17 protein-coding genes are annotated in these 14,141 nt (G+C 65.8%); 11 read left to right on the top strand and 6 right to left on the bottom strand.

Annotated elements, in window-relative coordinates; translation table 11 throughout:
- The 7 genes from KBA32_RS00170 to KBA32_RS00140 form a co-directional block, all read left to right on the top strand.
- The coding region (locus KBA32_RS00170; protein ID WP_294353606.1) for an iron chelate uptake ABC transporter family permease subunit at nucleotides 1-113 on the top strand (113 nt) is incomplete at its 5' end.
- A 1-nt stretch (nucleotide 114) separates the two neighbouring features.
- A complete protein-coding gene (locus KBA32_RS00165) occupies nucleotides 115-903 on the top strand; it encodes an ABC transporter ATP-binding protein (RefSeq protein ID WP_294353442.1) in 789 nt (262 codons plus the stop codon).
- Between the two features lie 26 nt (nucleotides 904-929).
- Nucleotides 930-1,574, top strand: a complete 645-nt coding sequence (cobO, locus tag KBA32_RS00160; RefSeq protein ID WP_294353439.1) for a cob(I)yrinic acid a,c-diamide adenosyltransferase — start codon at nucleotides 930-932, stop codon at nucleotides 1,572-1,574.
- A 4-nt stretch (nucleotides 1,575-1,578) separates the two neighbouring features.
- Complete coding sequence (locus KBA32_RS00155) at nucleotides 1,579-2,883, top strand: cobyrinate a,c-diamide synthase (protein WP_294353436.1); 1,305 nt, start codon at nucleotides 1,579-1,581, stop codon at nucleotides 2,881-2,883.
- Nucleotides 2,884-3,162: 279 nt separating this feature from the next.
- Nucleotides 3,163-3,978 carry a mechanosensitive ion channel family protein gene (locus KBA32_RS00150; protein WP_294353433.1) on the top strand — a complete coding sequence of 272 codons (816 nt, stop codon included), beginning with the start codon at nucleotides 3,163-3,165 and terminating at the stop codon, nucleotides 3,976-3,978.
- Nucleotides 3,979-4,072: 94 nt separating this feature from the next.
- Entirely contained in the window at nucleotides 4,073-4,774 is a 702-nt protein-coding gene (gene folE, locus KBA32_RS00145) for a GTP cyclohydrolase I (protein WP_294353432.1), read from the top strand.
- A gap of 8 nt (nucleotides 4,775-4,782) precedes the next feature.
- Nucleotides 4,783-5,211, top strand: a complete 429-nt coding sequence (locus KBA32_RS00140) for a BLUF domain-containing protein (protein ID WP_294353430.1) — start codon at nucleotides 4,783-4,785, stop codon at nucleotides 5,209-5,211.
- Between the two features lie 137 nt (nucleotides 5,212-5,348).
- Here the strand turns inward: KBA32_RS00140 and KBA32_RS00135 are convergent, their stop codons facing one another.
- From KBA32_RS00135 to KBA32_RS00125, 3 genes are all read right to left on the bottom strand, one after another.
- Nucleotides 5,349-5,801 (bottom strand): hypothetical protein, encoded by a 453-nt coding sequence (locus tag KBA32_RS00135; protein WP_294353427.1) that lies wholly within the window; start codon nucleotides 5,799-5,801, stop codon nucleotides 5,349-5,351.
- Between the two features lie 119 nt (nucleotides 5,802-5,920).
- On the bottom strand, nucleotides 5,921-6,424 hold the full coding sequence (locus KBA32_RS00130) for an OmpA family protein (protein ID WP_294353425.1): 504 nt from the start codon (nucleotides 6,422-6,424) through the stop codon (nucleotides 5,921-5,923).
- Between the two features lie 33 nt (nucleotides 6,425-6,457).
- Nucleotides 6,458-6,970, bottom strand: coding sequence for a MarR family winged helix-turn-helix transcriptional regulator (locus KBA32_RS00125; RefSeq protein WP_294353422.1), 513 nt, complete (start codon nucleotides 6,968-6,970; stop codon nucleotides 6,458-6,460).
- Nucleotides 6,971-7,164: 194 nt separating this feature from the next.
- On the opposite strand from KBA32_RS00125, the gene KBA32_RS00120 reads away from it, so the two are divergent.
- From KBA32_RS00120 to KBA32_RS00105, 4 genes are read left to right on the top strand one after another with little or no spacing between them, the layout of a single operon-like run.
- Nucleotides 7,165-7,956, top strand: a complete 792-nt coding sequence (locus tag KBA32_RS00120; protein ID WP_294353419.1) for a gamma-glutamyl-gamma-aminobutyrate hydrolase family protein — start codon at nucleotides 7,165-7,167, stop codon at nucleotides 7,954-7,956.
- Nucleotides 7,953-9,224: a cation:proton antiporter gene (locus tag KBA32_RS00115; RefSeq protein ID WP_294353417.1), complete on the top strand. Its 1,272-nt coding sequence runs from the start codon at nucleotides 7,953-7,955 to the stop codon at nucleotides 9,222-9,224. The genes KBA32_RS00120 and KBA32_RS00115 overlap by 4 nt, the downstream gene beginning before the upstream one ends.
- On the top strand, nucleotides 9,221-10,360 hold the full coding sequence (locus tag KBA32_RS00110; protein WP_294353414.1) for a YbdK family carboxylate-amine ligase: 1,140 nt from the start codon (nucleotides 9,221-9,223) through the stop codon (nucleotides 10,358-10,360). Before KBA32_RS00115 ends, KBA32_RS00110 begins: the two co-directional genes overlap by 4 nt.
- 29 nt (nucleotides 10,361-10,389) lie before the next feature.
- Nucleotides 10,390-11,643, top strand: coding sequence for a serine hydrolase (locus tag KBA32_RS00105; RefSeq protein ID WP_294353411.1), 1,254 nt, complete (start codon nucleotides 10,390-10,392; stop codon nucleotides 11,641-11,643).
- A gap of 4 nt (nucleotides 11,644-11,647) precedes the next feature.
- Here KBA32_RS00105 and KBA32_RS00100 read toward each other — a convergent pair whose 3' ends face one another.
- From KBA32_RS00100 to KBA32_RS00090, 3 genes are read right to left on the bottom strand one after another with little or no spacing between them, the layout of a single operon-like run.
- Nucleotides 11,648-12,124 (bottom strand): universal stress protein, encoded by a 477-nt coding sequence (locus KBA32_RS00100; RefSeq protein WP_294353407.1) that lies wholly within the window; start codon nucleotides 12,122-12,124, stop codon nucleotides 11,648-11,650.
- Nucleotides 12,125-12,183: 59 nt separating this feature from the next.
- Nucleotides 12,184-13,881 (bottom strand): Na(+)/H(+) antiporter subunit D, encoded by a 1,698-nt coding sequence (locus KBA32_RS00095; protein WP_294353404.1) that lies wholly within the window; start codon nucleotides 13,879-13,881, stop codon nucleotides 12,184-12,186.
- Entirely contained in the window at nucleotides 13,871-14,122 is a 252-nt protein-coding gene (locus KBA32_RS00090) for a hypothetical protein (protein WP_294353401.1), read from the bottom strand. The genes KBA32_RS00095 and KBA32_RS00090 overlap by 11 nt, the downstream gene beginning before the upstream one ends.
- Nucleotides 14,123-14,141: the final 19 nt, after the last annotated feature.

Here is a 14,141-nt window from a genome sequence, read left to right as displayed (position 1 = left end):
TGGCGCGCTCGTTGATTGCGCCGCAGCAGCTGCCGGTCGGCGTACTGACCGCGCTGATCGGCGTGCCGGTCTTTCTCTTTTTGCTGGCGCGCGACGCCAAGGCGCGGGGCTGAGATGGCGCCTTCGTTATCACTGTCACCGCGGCTCGAAGCGCGCCGGCTGACCGTCGGCGTCGCCGGCAAGGTCTTCTGCCGCGACCTCGACTTCGCCCTGGCGGCGGGCGAGCGCCTGTCCATCCTCGGGCGCAACGGCGCCGGCAAGTCGACGCTGCTCTCGGTGCTCGCCGGTTTGCGTGCGCCGCTGTCCGGCGAGGTCAGGGTCAGCGGTACGATGTATGCCGAACTCGGAACGCGCAAGAGCGCGTTGATCCGTGGCTGGCTGCCGCAGGCGCGCGGCGACGCCTTTGCCTCGACGGTGCTGGAGACGGTGCTCGTCGGCCGTCACCCGCACCTCGAACGCTGGGGCTGGGAAAGCGAGAACGATGCGCAGATCGTGCGCCGGGCGCTGGCGGCGGTCGACCTGGCCGGGCTAGAACAGCGCGACGTGCAGACGCTGTCCGGCGGTGAGCGGCAGCGCGTGGCGATCGCCACCCTGCTCGCGCAGGCACCGCAGCTTTACCTGCTCGATGAGCCGATCGCCTACCTCGATCTCAAGCACCAGATCGCCATGCTCGACCTCTTTTCCGCCGCGGCCCGCGAGCGCAACGCGGCGGTGGCGATGGTGCTGCACGAGCCGGCGCTGGCCTGGCGCTATTCGGATCGCGTGTTGCTGATTCACGGCGACGGCTTGACCGAATACGGTCCGACCCGTGAAATGCTGACCGCCGAGCGGCTCTCGGCGCTGTTTCAATACCCGTTGCACGCAATCGAATGCGAAGGGCGGGTCAGTTTCATTCCGGCCTGAATGGGCCAAATACCGATGAGGACTCCATGAGCGAGAACAAGGAAGCAGAAGACAACAACAGCGGCCGCGAAGAGCGCCACGCCAAGCGGATGGCACGCAAGAAGGCGGTCGTCGATGAGAGCATCGCCGCGGCGCAGCAGGAGCGCGGCGTGCTGGTGGTCAATACCGGCAACGGCAAGGGCAAGTCGTCGTCGGCGTTCGGCGTCGTCGCGCGTGCCCTCGGACACGGCATGAAGGTCGCCGTCATCCAGTTCATCAAGGGGCGGTCCGATACGGGCGAGGAGGCGTTTTTCATCAAGGTCGGCGAAACGATGCCGGATCGCCTCGTCTGGCACGTCACCGGCGAAGGGTTTACCTGGGACACGCAGGACCTCGCGCGCGACATGGCCGTCGCCGAGAAGGCGTGGGACATTGCCCGCCAGTACCTCGCCGACCCGGACTACGGCCTCGTCGTGCTCGACGAATTCACCTATGTCCTGAAGTACGGCTGGCTCAATATTGATCGCGTGCTCGAAACGCTCGCCATGCGCCCGCCCATGCAGCACGTGATCATCACCGGCCGCGCCGCGCCCGATGCGCTGGTTGAAATAGCCGACACGGTGACCGACATGACGATGGTCAAACACGCCTTCAAGGCCGGCGTCAAAGCGATGCCGGGTCTCGAGTGGTAGTTCGATGACGAAGATGGCAAATGCGAAACTCTCCTGCCCGGCGCTCTTCGTCGCCGCGCCGGCCTCCGGCCAGGGCAAGACGACCGTCGTCGCCGCGCTCGCGCGCCTGCACACGCGGCTCGGGCGCCGGGTGCGCGTTTTCAAGTGCGGGCCGGACTTTCTCGATCCGCAGATCCACGCCATCGCCAGCGGCGCACCGTGCCAGAACGTCGATCTCTGGATGTGCGGTGCGGATGACATCGCCTGGCGCCTGGCCGAAGCGGCGCGCGACGCCGACCTCATCTTCGTCGAGGGCGTCATGGGCCTCTTCGACGGCACGCCGTCGGCGGCCGAGCTGGCGACGCGCCTCGGCATCCCGATCCTCGCCGTGATCAACGGCGCATCGATGGCCAACAGCTTCGGCGCGATCGCCTACGGGCTCAAGCACTACCGGCCGGGAACGCCAGTGAATGCCGCCTTCGCCAACTGCGTCGGCAGCGCCTATCACGCCGAATTGCTGGAAAAGAGCCTGCCGGCGGACATCGCCTGGTACGGCCACCTGCCGCGCGACGTCGACGCGGCGATGCCCGAGCGCCACCTCGGCCTCTTGCCGGCGGCCGAGATCGAAGGGCTCGCGCAGCGCATCGAGCACATGGCCGATCTGCTGGCGGCGACGGCCGCCGCGAACCTGCCGCCGCCGGTCGCCTTCGACGACGTTCCGCCGCCGGTCTTGCCGCCACTGCTCGCCGACAAGACGATCGCCATCGCACGCGATGCGGCTTTCTGCTTCCTCTACCCGGCGAATCTCGATTGCCTGGAACGCCTCGGCGCGACGCTCAAGTACTTCTCACCGCTCGCCGATGCCGCCCTGCCCGAGTGCGATGCCGTCTGGCTGCCGGGCGGCTACCCGGAGCTGCACGGCCCGGCGCTCGCGGCGAACCGTTCGCTGTGGCAATCGCTCGCCGCGCACGTCGATGCGGGTCGGCCAGTGCTTGCCGAGTGCGGTGGCATGATGGCCTTGTTCGAGACGCTGGGCGATGTCAAAGGAAACGAGCACCGCCTCGCCGGCTTGCTGCCCGGCCAGGTGCGCATGCAGAAGCGCCTTGCCGGGCTGGGCATGCAGGAAGTCGAGCTGCCCGAAGGCAGGCTGCGCGGCCACGCTTTCCACTACTCGAAGACCGAGACGATGCTGGAACCGATCGCCACCTCGATGCGCCCCGATGGACGAACCGGCGAAGCGATCCATCGCCGCCAGCGGCTGACGGCGAGCTACATGCACCTTTATTTCCCGTCGAACCCCGAGGCGGTGGCGCGCCTGTTCAGCCGGTAAGCGAAAGAAACCGCGCTCAGAGCAGCCACAGGCTGCCGCCGACCTCGGCGCCCCACACCACCTGCACCCGGTTCCGGCCGTCCTGCTTGGCGCGGTAGAGGCCGCTGTCGGCGCGCATGAGCATCGACGAACTCCTCGCCGCCGATGCGCGCGGCAAGGTCGTTGTGGCGCAGGTTGGCGCGCAGCACGGCGGCAATCCGGCGCAGGACTTCGTCGCCTGCGGCGTGGGCTAAACTGGCGGGCAGACGTCATACATCAACAACGCATAGGGGAAATGGCGTGAGCGAGTCACTGCAGACACTGGATCAGGTGAAAGCGACGGCCATCGACATGGGCGTCAAGTTCGGTCCCAGGCTCCTGATTGCCGGGATCATCCTGCTGGTCGGCTACATGGCCGGCCGCTGGGCCGGCGTGATGGTCACGCGCCTGTTGGCGCGCTTCAAGCTCGAAGCGCCGGTGCGCCAGCTGATCGCGCGCCTGGTGCAGCTGTTCGTCCTCTGCCTGTTCGTCATCATGGCCATGCAGAACCTTGGCGTCGAGCTGCTGCCGCTGGTCGCCGGCCTCGGCGTCGCCGGCGCGGGCATCGCGCTGGCCTTGCAGGGGGTGCTCGGCAACATCGTCGCTGGTCTGACGATCATCTTCACGCAGCCCTTCCACGTTGGCGATTACATCTCGATCGGCGACGAGGAAGGCGAAGTGCTCGACATCAGCCTGTTCAACACGACGCTCGGGCACACCGACCGCTCGCGCGTCGTCATCCCGAGCCGAAAGATCGTCGGAGAAATCCTGCATAACTGCGGGCAGATCCGCCGCCTGTCGCTGCTCGCCAACGTCGCCTACGGCACCGACGTCGCGGCGGCGCTGGCCTTGGTCAACGAGGTACTGGCGGGCAATGAACGCGTGCTCAAGACGCCCGCGCCGGTGGTGGGCGTCGCGCGCCTGACCGACGCCTGCGTGACCATCAACATCAACCCGTGGGTCAACGTGCCCGACTACGAGGCGGCGATCAGCGAGGTCAATCAGGCGGTGCTGGCGGCATTCCGCGCGCACGGCATCGCCATCCCGCTGCCGCAGCGCGAAGTGCGCATGCTGTGACTTGCCGCTGCGGCGATTGAACGCGATCGCCGCTCATGCGGTCAGACGGGTCTCCCGTAGCAACTCAGTAAAGCAACGAACAAGACAAACGATCATGAGCGACCTGCCGCAAATACCCGATGCGCCGGTTTCGGCGCGCATCCGCGAGCGCATCCAGCGCGCGCGTCAGCGTTTCCACGCCAACGACAACATCGCCGCCTTTCTCGAACCCGGCGACCTCGACGCCTTGCTCGACGAGGTCGAAGGCAAGATGAAGGGCGTACTGGAAAGCCTCGTCATCGATACCGAGAGCGACCACAACACGCAGGACACGGCGCGCCGCGTCGCCAGGATGTACCTGACCGAGGTCTTTCGCGGTCGCTATGTGGCGGCGCCGCAGGTGACGGAGTTTCCCAACGCCGAGCGCCTGAACGAGCTGATGATCGTCGGCCCGATCAGCGTGCGCAGCGCGTGCAGCCACCACTTCTGTCCGATCATGGGGCGGCTGTGGATCGGCCTGATGCCGAACGAGCACTCGAACCTGATCGGGTTATCAAAGTATTCGCGCCTTGCTGAATGGGTGATGAGCCGGCCGCAGATCCAGGAGGAGGCGATCACGCAGATGGCCGAACTGCTGATGCGCAAGGTCAGCCCGGACGGTCTCGCCGTGGTCATGGAAGCCGATCACTTCTGCATGCACTGGCGCGGCGTCAAGGATGCGGAGACCAGGATGATCAACAGCGTGATGCGCGGCTCTTTCCTCAAGGACGCCGCATTGCGCCGCGAATTCCTCTCCCTCATCAACCTGAAAGTCTGAGGTTCCCCATGTTAGTCCGTCTGCTCTACGCCAGCCGCGCCGCCGCGCCGCTGACCGCGCTGGTCGTCGAATCCATCCTCGCCCAGTCGCGCGCGCACAATCCGCGCCTCGGCATCACCGGCATCCTCTGCTACAGCGAAGACCTCTTCCTGCAGGTACTGGAGGGCGGACGCGACGAGGTGTGCGAGCTGTACAACACGATCGTGCGCGACGACCGCCACACGAACGTGCGCATCCTGACCTACGAGGAAATCTCCGAGCGCCGCTTCGGCAACTGGACGATGGGCCACGTCGACATCGCCACGGTCAATCCGTCCTTGCTGCTCAAATATGCCAAGCTGCCGGTGCTCAATCCGTTCAATTGCTCGGGCCACGCCTCGATGGCGTTGCTCGAAGAGCTGTTGGCGACGGCGTCGGTGATCGGACGCAGCGGTTAAAGCGCGTTTCGCGCCGGCTACTGATCCGGCACGAAGAAGTCTCAACTCCCGTTCGGGCTGAGCCTGTCAAAGCCCGCCCCCCTTCGACAGGCTCAGGGCGAACGGACTTCAAACATTGCCGCGCGGGATCAATAAGGCTACTGCGCCGGCTGCGCGCGGTTCTCGCTCTGCTTGGTGTGAGCGATCGCGCGTGTCTCGAGCCGCGCTTTTTCCAGCTCGGCGAGCGCCCCCTTTTCACTGGCGGAGAAGCCGAAGTGGAACGTTGCGCCCGAGTACTCGACCGAGCGTCCGCGCCCGCCCTCGCACGAAGTCATCCGCCACTGCAGGTTCAGCGAATGGCCGTTGTTGCACGAGAGCATTCCCGTCCCCTTCAGGCTGTCGCAGCGCGGATAGAAGAACAGTCCTTCCTGCGGGATTTGCCCGCGCAACACGCACACCTTGCCACGCGATTCCAGCGCGTAGTACAGGCGGTACTCGCCTTCCTCGGCCGGCGGAATGACGATCGGCCGCGTCAGGACTTCGCCATCCTCGAATTCGACGGCCAGGTAGCCGTGAGCGACGTCGTCAGTCCAGCAACCGGTCGCGAGCACCGACGATAAGATCAGTGCAGTCGTTGTGCCATTTCTAAACAATCGGTTTGTCCTGCGGGTTCGTTAGGGGCGCTGCGCGGAAGATCATTGATACGTTCGGCAGAAATTGACGGCGAGTTTCAATCGACATACTTCAGTTCAACCCGGCGCATCGGCGCCCGACAGGCTTCCGTCTTGCAGTCCGGCGAACTGTTCTCAACGGCCGCACGCTGGCGTCGAATCTGGCGTGCCGGCACACCCAGTGCGCGCAACTGGCTGGTGACTACCATCAGCCGCTCCTCGGTGATAGCCAGATTGTAATTGCGGCTTCCCAGATCGTCCATGTGTCCGATCAGGGTCACCCGGGCCTTGGGGTTTGCCTTGAGCCTTTCGGCGCGCTCGCGCAGCTTCAGCTTCTCGGCCTCGTCGATGACGGTCGAGCGCAGCTGAAAATAGATGTTGTCGGCGGGGTCCGCTGCCTCGGTTTCGCTGCTTGCGGGCGCGGTTTCCGTCGCGCCGATTGCCGGAGCCTCCGTCATCACCGCGACGGGCTGGCTTGCCTTATCGGCGGCAGGCGGCTGCGTGTTGCAGGCAAGGAGCAGCAGGGCGGCAAGGCAGACGCAGGTGCGGGTGGTGGCGGGCATGTGCAATTTTCAAGTATTTATTGGTCGAAACGCTTACAAGAGGTTCTGGCCTGGCGTGTCTACCATCTCGGCCAACGGCATGTGGGCAAAAGCGACATTATTGCCGGGCAGGTGCCTGATGAGTTCCGATAGATTTATATGCAAAGTTCTTAAAGCGACGTCCGGGATGGCACTCAGCGCTTCCGGCAGGACACCTTCGGCCGGACCAGGGAGCGCGGCGATCGCCGCCAGCCCCTTGTCGGCAAGGCACAGCCCGATGCGCCGCTGGTCGTCATGCGGGCGCGTCTTGGTCAGATAGCCCTGGGCGACCAGCCGGTCGACGAGCTGGCTGCACGTCGACTGGTGCACGCCGAGCCGTCGCGCCAGTTCGGTGACGCCGATGTACGGTGTCTTCTGCACCTCCTGGAGCAGCCACATCTGTGAGCCCGGCAGGCCGCAGCGCTCCTCAACCTCGCGGAAATACTGGCGCATGCTGCCGTAGATCACGCGGAACTGCTGCAGAACATCCAGGGTCAGGGTATTTTTGTTCGAAGATTGTCGGGGCATGGGTGAGTTGCTTCAGACGAAGGCTTCAATTATATTGCAACTAAATGTTGTTTCCGGATGACTGCCGGAACGTTGCTGCGCAGGCTGTGAAGCGCCCGCTATCCTCGTCGATTGTGCCTGTTTCATCAATCGTCGTTCGCGCAGTTCGCACATGGCTCGTAGTAGCCAGCGTTTGACCCACGTTTGGAGAGGAGATGGATATGCTGAACCGACGTCCCCTGCGCATTGGCCTTTCGGCGCGCATCTACCACCCGCAGGCCGGCGCCACGGGCATCCAGTCGAAATCGCTGCAGTACCTGGAGCAATCGGTCGCGCACTGGGTCATGTCGCGTGAGGTGATGGTGTTCATGATCCCGGCGGTGAGCGGTGACGGCATCGTGCACCGCAGCAGCATCCGCCTCTCCGACTATCCGCAATACCTCGACGGCCTGATCCTGCAAGGCGGCGCCGACGTCAGCCCGCAATCGTACGGCGAGGAACCCTTGCATCCGGACTGGGCCGGCGACCGCGTGCGTGACGCCTACGAGATGGAGCTGCTGCACGAGTTCATGGAAGCCGGCAAGGCGGTGCTCGGCATCTGTCGCGGCGAGCAGCTGATCAACGTAGCGCTCGGCGGCACGCTGTTCCAGGACATTGCGACGCAGGTCGAAACGGCCGGGCCGCACGTCCATGCCGATTATGACCGGCACAGCCACGCCATCGAGTGGGCGGCCGATTCCGGCTTTGCCAGGCTCTTTCCGGGGATGACCGGCGGCGACGTCGTCTCGATCCATCACCAGTCGATCAATGCGCTCGGGCGCGGCCTGCGTGTCGAAGCGCGCAGCGCCGCCGACGGCATCATCGAAGCCATCCGCCTCGAAGGGCGGCCCTACGTGCTCGGCGTGCAATGGCATCCCGAGTTCCATCCGCCGGGGAGCACGACGCTGCTGGACTGCACGCCGATCCTCGATGAATTCCTCAACGCCGCGCGGGGCAAGCGATGGTGAGCGACGCCCTCGCCTATGCGAGGAGCGGCTGGGAGAGCATCCAGGAGCGCCTGTTCTTCCTGCCGCCGTTTCCCGATCAGCTCGACTCGCTCGCCCTGTTCAGCCTGCTGCTCGTCGTCGGTCTGCTGATCGGCGAGTGGATGCGCGCCCGCTTTGGCTGGCCGAAGGTGATCGGCTACGTGCTCGCCGGCACCTTCTTCGGCCCGGCCTTCCTCGGCTGGATCAGCATCGAAGCGCTGGCGCAGGTACGCCCGGTCGCCGATGCCGCGCTCGGCCTGCTGATGCTCGAAATCGGGCGCCGGCTCGACGTGCGCTGGCTCATCCGTAACCGCGATCTCCTGCGCGGGACGCTCGGCGACATCACCTTCTCCCTCCTCTTCATCTACTCCTTCGCGTATTTCGTTGTCGGCCTTTCGCCGGCCTGGGCGGCGGCCGCAGCGGCGGTTACGATGGCCTCGGCGCCAGCCGTCGTCCTGCTCACGGTCGAGGAATCGAACGCGCAGGGCCAGGTCACGGAACGCATCGTTCTGCACACGGCCTTGAGCGCGGCCGCTTCATTCGTCGTCTTTGCCGTCGTCCTCGGTGTCGTGCATGCCGAACAAAGCGCGGACTGGATCAATGCGGCGATCCATCCGTTGTGGGTCGCCGTCGGCGGCATGTTGATCGCCTGGCTGAGCGCGCGCCTGGCGCTCTTCGTCGCCGGCCTGCTGCCGAAGAAATCGCTGGCTCAGGTCTTCATCATGGTCGCCTGCGCCCTGCTTGCCGTCGGCGTGGCGCGCATGCTGGCGGTGCCGGTCTTCCTCACGCTCTTCCTGATGGGCGCCGTGCTCGCCTTCACCGACCGCAAGAAGTCCTTGAGCTACACCGAGCTGCCCGACGGCCACTGGCTGCTGGCGATCATCCTCTTCGTCGTCGTCGGCGCCTCGCTGCCCTGGCACGACCTGACCGGGCTCGCCGCCTTGCAGGCGCTCGGCCTGCTCGCCGTGCGCGCCGTTGCCAAGATCGCGGCGATGGCGGCGTCCGGCGGCACGCTGCCGCTCGCCAAGCGCATCCTCGTCGGCGTCGGCATGCAGCCCTTGTCGGCGACGGCCGTCTTCATGGCTTACGAACTGGCCGGCCTCTATCCGGAAATCGGCCGCTCGGCGCTGACGTTGCCGCTCTTCGCAGCGGCGCTGATGGATATCGCCGGACCGGCGTTGTGCCGCTTTGCCCTTGTTCGCTCGGGCGAAACGGTCGCCAGCGACAAGGCCAAAGGAGGAATCATATGAGCGAGTCGACGCTGGAATTCACGAAAAGCGACGCGCTGACGCTGGGCGTCGAACTGGAGCTGCAGCTCCTCACGCAGCGCGACTACGACCTGACGCGCGGCGCGACCGACCTGCTCAGTCGCCTGAAGTACGACGGCGAGTTCGGCGACGTGAAACTCGAGATCACCGAGAGCATGATCGAAGTCAGTACGCAGGCGCGGGCCACGGTCGACGACATCGCCGCCGACCTCGAGGGCTTGCGCAAGACGCTGATCGACCAGTGCGCACGCAACAACATCGCGATCTGCGGCGGCGGCACGCATCCCTTCCACGCCTGGCCGGAACGCCGTATTTGCCCGAGCGACCGCTTCGACGCGGTCTATCAGCGCTACGGCTATCTGGCCAAGCAGTTCACCGTGTTCGGCCAGCACGTCCACGTCGGCTGCGAAACGGCCGACGACGCGATCTGGCTGACGCAGGCGCTTGGGCCCTATGTGCCGATCTTTATCGCGCTCTCGGCGTCGTCGCCCTACGTCGACGGCGTTGACACCTTCTTCCAGTCGGCGCGACTCAACGCGGTTTCGGCTTTCCCGCTCAGCGGCCAGTGTCCGGAAGTCGCCGATTGGGCGGCTTTCGTCGAGCACTACGAGTTCCTCAAGGCCTGCGGCATCATCAGCAGCATCAAGGATCTGTACTGGGATATCCGGCCCAAACCCGAGTTCGGCACGGTCGAGATTCGCGTCTGCGATACGCCGCTGGCGATCGAAACGGCGACCGCGCTGGCGGCGCTCGCACAATGCCTGACGCGCTATCTGTTGCGCACGCGTCCGGAGCGACCGCCGATCAACACCCGCCTGCAGCTCTACGTCGCCCGCTACAACAAGTTCCAGGCGTGCCGCTACGGCTTCGACGCGATGCTCTCCGACCCGATCGTGCAGAAGCAGGAACCCCTGCGCGTCATCCTGCACGAACTGCTCGCGGCGCTCACCGAAGACGCCGAGGCGCTCGGCTGCGTGCCGTGGCTCGATCGCATCCACATGTCACTGGCGACGGAAGCCAGCGATGCGCGCTGGTTGCGCGAGCAGCACACGCGCCACCATAACCTGCACGACGTCGTGCGCGAGTCCGTGCAGCGCTTCGCCGGCACGCCGGTTTGACAATGAGGGGGCGAGAGATGAAACACGCGATGGCTTTATTCCTGCTGCTCCCGGCGCTCACGGTTTCCGCGCCGGCCAGCGCGGCCGAGACGTGCACGATCGACCTGGTGAGCAAGACCGGCCTGCCGGCTGGAGCATGGCTCAACGCGGACAACTGGCTGACGCCCGAATACCTGCGCGCCGGCCTGCATTCGCCGGGAAGTTTCATGGCCAGAAAGAAGATTCATGGCTTGCCCGCGCCGCAACCATTGAAGCGCGCGGTGCAAACGCTGGACCTCGCGACGCCGACGAGCGACCCGCTCGACCAGTCGAAGCGCAGCCTTTCCTTCCTGCTGACGACGCGCCTCGCGGCGGATGGCCTGCTCGTCATGCGCAATGGCCAGGTCGTCAGCGAACAATACTGGCACGGCCTCTCCGCGCAACAGGCGTGGCCGCTGCTCGGCGGTACGCGGCCGGTGCTCTCGCTGCTCGGGGCGATGGCCGTGGCACAAGGCAAGCTCGCCGCCGACCGCTCGGTCGTCCGCTACATTCCGCCGCTCAGCACGCAGACCGGCCTGCGCAAGCTATCGGTCCAGCGCCTGGTTGAAGGCGATAGCCGCTTTGCCTGGAGTGCGCAGGATGTCGACGGCTGGCGTAGCGCCGGGGGCTGGAAGAGCGGCGGCAAGGCCGGCATGCGCGACTGGCTCGCTCAGCCGGATCGCTGGGACGTGGGCTTCGCCGAAACCAGGCCGCCGGTCGGCGAGGCAGCGCCCGACGACGATCTGCTCGCCTGGGCGCTGGCCGAGAGCCACAAGGCGCCGCTCACGCAAGTCTTTTGCGAGAGCGTGCTCACCCGGCTGAAACCGGAGAACCCCGTCCTCTGGCTGACCGATGGCGAAGGCACCGAGCTGGCGAACGGGCTGGCGCTTTCCCTGCGTGATTTCGCCCGTTTCGGTCAGATGCTGATCGACGCGCGCGGTGCCGGCGGGCGCAGCCAGATTCCCGGCTGGTTCATCGAGACGCTGAACGCGTCGAGCGGCAAGCGCAAGGCGAAAGCGTCGGAGATCGAGGGGCTGACGCGCGGCACCGAACTGCGTTACGGCTTCGTGCACCTCGGCGGCGCGGCCAACCGGATCGCCCTGATCGGCCCCTACGGCAACAGCCTGTATCTCGACTTCGACCGGCGTCTCGTCGTCGCGCTCTTTGCCTCGTACCCCAAGGAATACAGCCCGAGCCTGCTGGCGACGCTCGAACAGCTATGGGAAGCCGTCGGCTCGGCGACGCAGCCGGCGAAGAAGCGCTGACCGCTCAGCGCGGCGTCCCCTGCCGGTCGATCAGTACGACGGGGACGTGCCGCTGCTGCCGGCGGACGGCGTCGGCCTTGCTGCGGGAGAACAGCGCGCACAGGCCGCTCGCCTGCGCCGGCATGACCACCTCGTCGCAATCGAGCTCTTCGGCCGTATCGAGAATCGAGAAGACGATTTCGCCCTGCTTGAAGACGCCGCGGCAAGCGATGCCGTCGCTGGCCAGTTGCCGGCTCGCCTCGTCGATGAAGCACTGCGCGCGCGACGCCTGAAAAGCCTCGATCTCCTGCTGCGTGCGGAAGCGCGGCACGTGCAAGTTCCTGACCGGCTCGCCGACGTTGAGCAGGATCGCCTCAACCGGCTGTCCGGCCCGTTGCAGTTGCCGCGCGTAGCCGATTCCCCAGCGCGATTCCTCGCACGCGCAGATCGGTAGCAGCAGGCGGCGCCGGCCGCCGGTCGACTTCTGTACGCTTCCTGTCATGTTGCGCTCCTTTGCGTTCGAGCAACGACGGGTTTTGCCGGGGAAGGCCCATCGTCGCCTCACTTGCCGAGGTAGTAGACAACGAGATAGGCCAGCAGCATGACCATCACCCACATCGCCATGCTGCGCGTGGCCCACGAACGCACCAGCGCGCCGTCGCTCTGCCGATGACGTGCGATGAGCCCGCCGATGGCGCCCCCCTTGTACGCGAGCAGTGCGCCCAGACTGCCGATGAACGCGTCCCAGAGCCGGGCGACGCCGCACGCCAGTGCCGGACCGAGCTTGCGGTAGAACCAGTCGCTGTCGATGTTCACCGAACGCAGCTCGGGCGGGTAGATGCCGGTGCGCATCAGCACCGAGAAGGCAAGCGCCGAGAAGACGAGCAGCTGCAGCTGCGCGACGATGTGCGACGCGGTGTAGGGCTCGTAGTCGACGGCAAAGGGCAGCAGGCGGTAGAGCGTGCCGGGAAAGACGCCGATGCCGATGCACAGCGCGGCGGTGATCGCCATGGCGACGAGCATGTTTTTCGGCGCCTCTGCGCAGTGGATGCCCGAGTCGTGCGAGAAGAAGGCGAAGTACGGAATCTTGATCCCGGCGTGGTGGAAGACGCCGGCCGAGGCGAACAGGAGCACCAGCCAGGTGAGTTGCAGCCCTTCGTGCGCGGCCGCGCTCATGATCATCGACTTGGTGACGAAGCCGCTGAACAGCGGGAAGGCCGAGATCGACGCCGCGCCGACGATGCAGAAGCCGGTCGTCCACGGCATCGACTTGTACAGGCCACCGAGTTCGCTGCCCTTGACCGTTCCAGTACGCAGCAGCACCGCGCCCATCGACATGAAGAGCAGCGCCTTGAACAGAATGTCGGCGAAGGCGTGGGCGACCGCGCCGTTGACCGCCAACTCGGTGCCGATGCCGACGCCGACGACCATAAAGCCGATCTGGTTGTTCATGCTGTAGGCGAGCACGCGGCGCAGATCGTTCTCGATCACCGCGTAGAAGATCGGGAAGGCGGCCATCGCCGTGCCGACCCAGATCAGAAGTTCGGTGCCGGGGAAAGCGCGCGCCAGCGCGTAGACGCCGAGCTTGGTGGTGAAGGCCGAGAGGACGACGGTGCCGGTCGGCGTCGCCTCCGGGTAGGCGTCCTGCAGCCAGTTGTGCAGGAAGGGGAAGGCGCACTTGATGCCGAAGGCGACGAGGACCAGCGCACCACCCATCGTGGAGAGGCCGATTCTTCCAAACTCGAGCGAACCCGTTTCGCGCCAGACCATCAGGCCGCCGACGAGCAGGAACAGACCGGAGAGCAGCTGCACGAGCAGATAGCGCATCCCGGCGCGGTAGGCGCTCTCCTGGCGGCGCGCCCAGATCAGCAGCACCGACGAGATCGCCGTCAGTTCCCAGTACACGAACAGGGTCAGCAGGTCGCCGGCGAACACCGCGCCGATCGCGCCGCCGGCATAGACGAGCGCGGCCGTCTGCTGCGTACGGTCTTCGACGTGCTGCGCGTAGATCACGCCGAGCAGGCAGGCGATGAGGAAGATATAGCTGAAGAGCAGGCTCAGGCGGTCGACGCGCATCGCCGTCAGCGTCTGCCCGAGCAGCTCGAATTGCGCATACTCGCCATGCGGCAGCGCCAGCACCCAGGCGAAGGCGGCGACCGGCAGCAGCAGCGAGTAGATGAAGCGGAACCGGCCGCGCAGCAGCGGCACCAGCGCCGCGCCGAGGATCAGGATCAGGGCGACGGGGAAGTCAGCGCTCATAGTAGTCCTCGTCGCGCATCAGGACCGTGCGCAGCTTCTTGGCGATGAGCACCAGGATGACGCACGCAAAAAAGCCGTAAAGGCCGTAGAAGCCGAACAGCGTCGCGAAGCCGAAATCCTCGTGCCGGGGCAGGATGAGGTCGATCGCGACCAGCAGCAGGCCGACGATCCACAAGCCGCGATAGAGCTTGGTGACGTTCTCGCTGCGGTCGAGCCAATAGGTCTTTTGTGAGTTCGACATGGCGGTTTTCCTCTCGGCC

The sequence above is a fragment of the Propionivibrio sp. genome, from assembly GCF_017995515.1.
Classification (GTDB): Bacteria; Pseudomonadota; Gammaproteobacteria; order Burkholderiales; family Rhodocyclaceae; genus Propionivibrio.
The sequence above is the reverse complement of the archived record's forward strand: the minus strand, read 5'-3'. Positions and strand labels throughout refer to the sequence as shown.

What these genes read in the sequence shown, in the direction of transcription:
- KBA32_RS00155 (WP_294353436.1), top strand. Translation starts at nt 1,579, where the DNA reads ATGACGAAGATGGCAAATGCGAAACTCTCCTGCCCGGCGCTCTTCGTC.
- cobO (WP_294353439.1), top strand. Translation starts at nt 930, where the DNA reads ATGAGCGAGAACAAGGAAGCAGAAGACAACAACAGCGGCCGCGAAGAG.
- KBA32_RS00100 (WP_294353407.1), bottom strand. Translation starts at nt 12,124, where the DNA reads ATGACAGGAAGCGTACAGAAGTCGACCGGCGGCCGGCGCCGCCTGCTG.
- folE (WP_294353432.1), top strand. Translation starts at nt 4,073, where the DNA reads ATGAGCGACCTGCCGCAAATACCCGATGCGCCGGTTTCGGCGCGCATC.
- KBA32_RS00125 (WP_294353422.1), bottom strand. Translation starts at nt 6,970, where the DNA reads ATGCCCCGACAATCTTCGAACAAAAATACCCTGACCCTGGATGTTCTG.
- KBA32_RS00165 (WP_294353442.1), top strand. Translation starts at nt 115, where the DNA reads ATGGCGCCTTCGTTATCACTGTCACCGCGGCTCGAAGCGCGCCGGCTG.
- KBA32_RS00140 (WP_294353430.1), top strand. Translation starts at nt 4,783, where the DNA reads ATGTTAGTCCGTCTGCTCTACGCCAGCCGCGCCGCCGCGCCGCTGACC.
- KBA32_RS00130 (WP_294353425.1), bottom strand. Translation starts at nt 6,424, where the DNA reads ATGCCCGCCACCACCCGCACCTGCGTCTGCCTTGCCGCCCTGCTGCTC.
- KBA32_RS00110 (WP_294353414.1), top strand. Translation starts at nt 9,221, where the DNA reads ATGAGCGAGTCGACGCTGGAATTCACGAAAAGCGACGCGCTGACGCTG.
- KBA32_RS00120 (WP_294353419.1), top strand. Translation starts at nt 7,165, where the DNA reads ATGGATATGCTGAACCGACGTCCCCTGCGCATTGGCCTTTCGGCGCGC.
- KBA32_RS00090 (WP_294353401.1), bottom strand. Translation starts at nt 14,122, where the DNA reads ATGTCGAACTCACAAAAGACCTATTGGCTCGACCGCAGCGAGAACGTC.
- KBA32_RS00105 (WP_294353411.1), top strand. Translation starts at nt 10,390, where the DNA reads ATGGCTTTATTCCTGCTGCTCCCGGCGCTCACGGTTTCCGCGCCGGCC.
- KBA32_RS00095 (WP_294353404.1), bottom strand. Translation starts at nt 13,881, where the DNA reads ATGAGCGCTGACTTCCCCGTCGCCCTGATCCTGATCCTCGGCGCGGCG.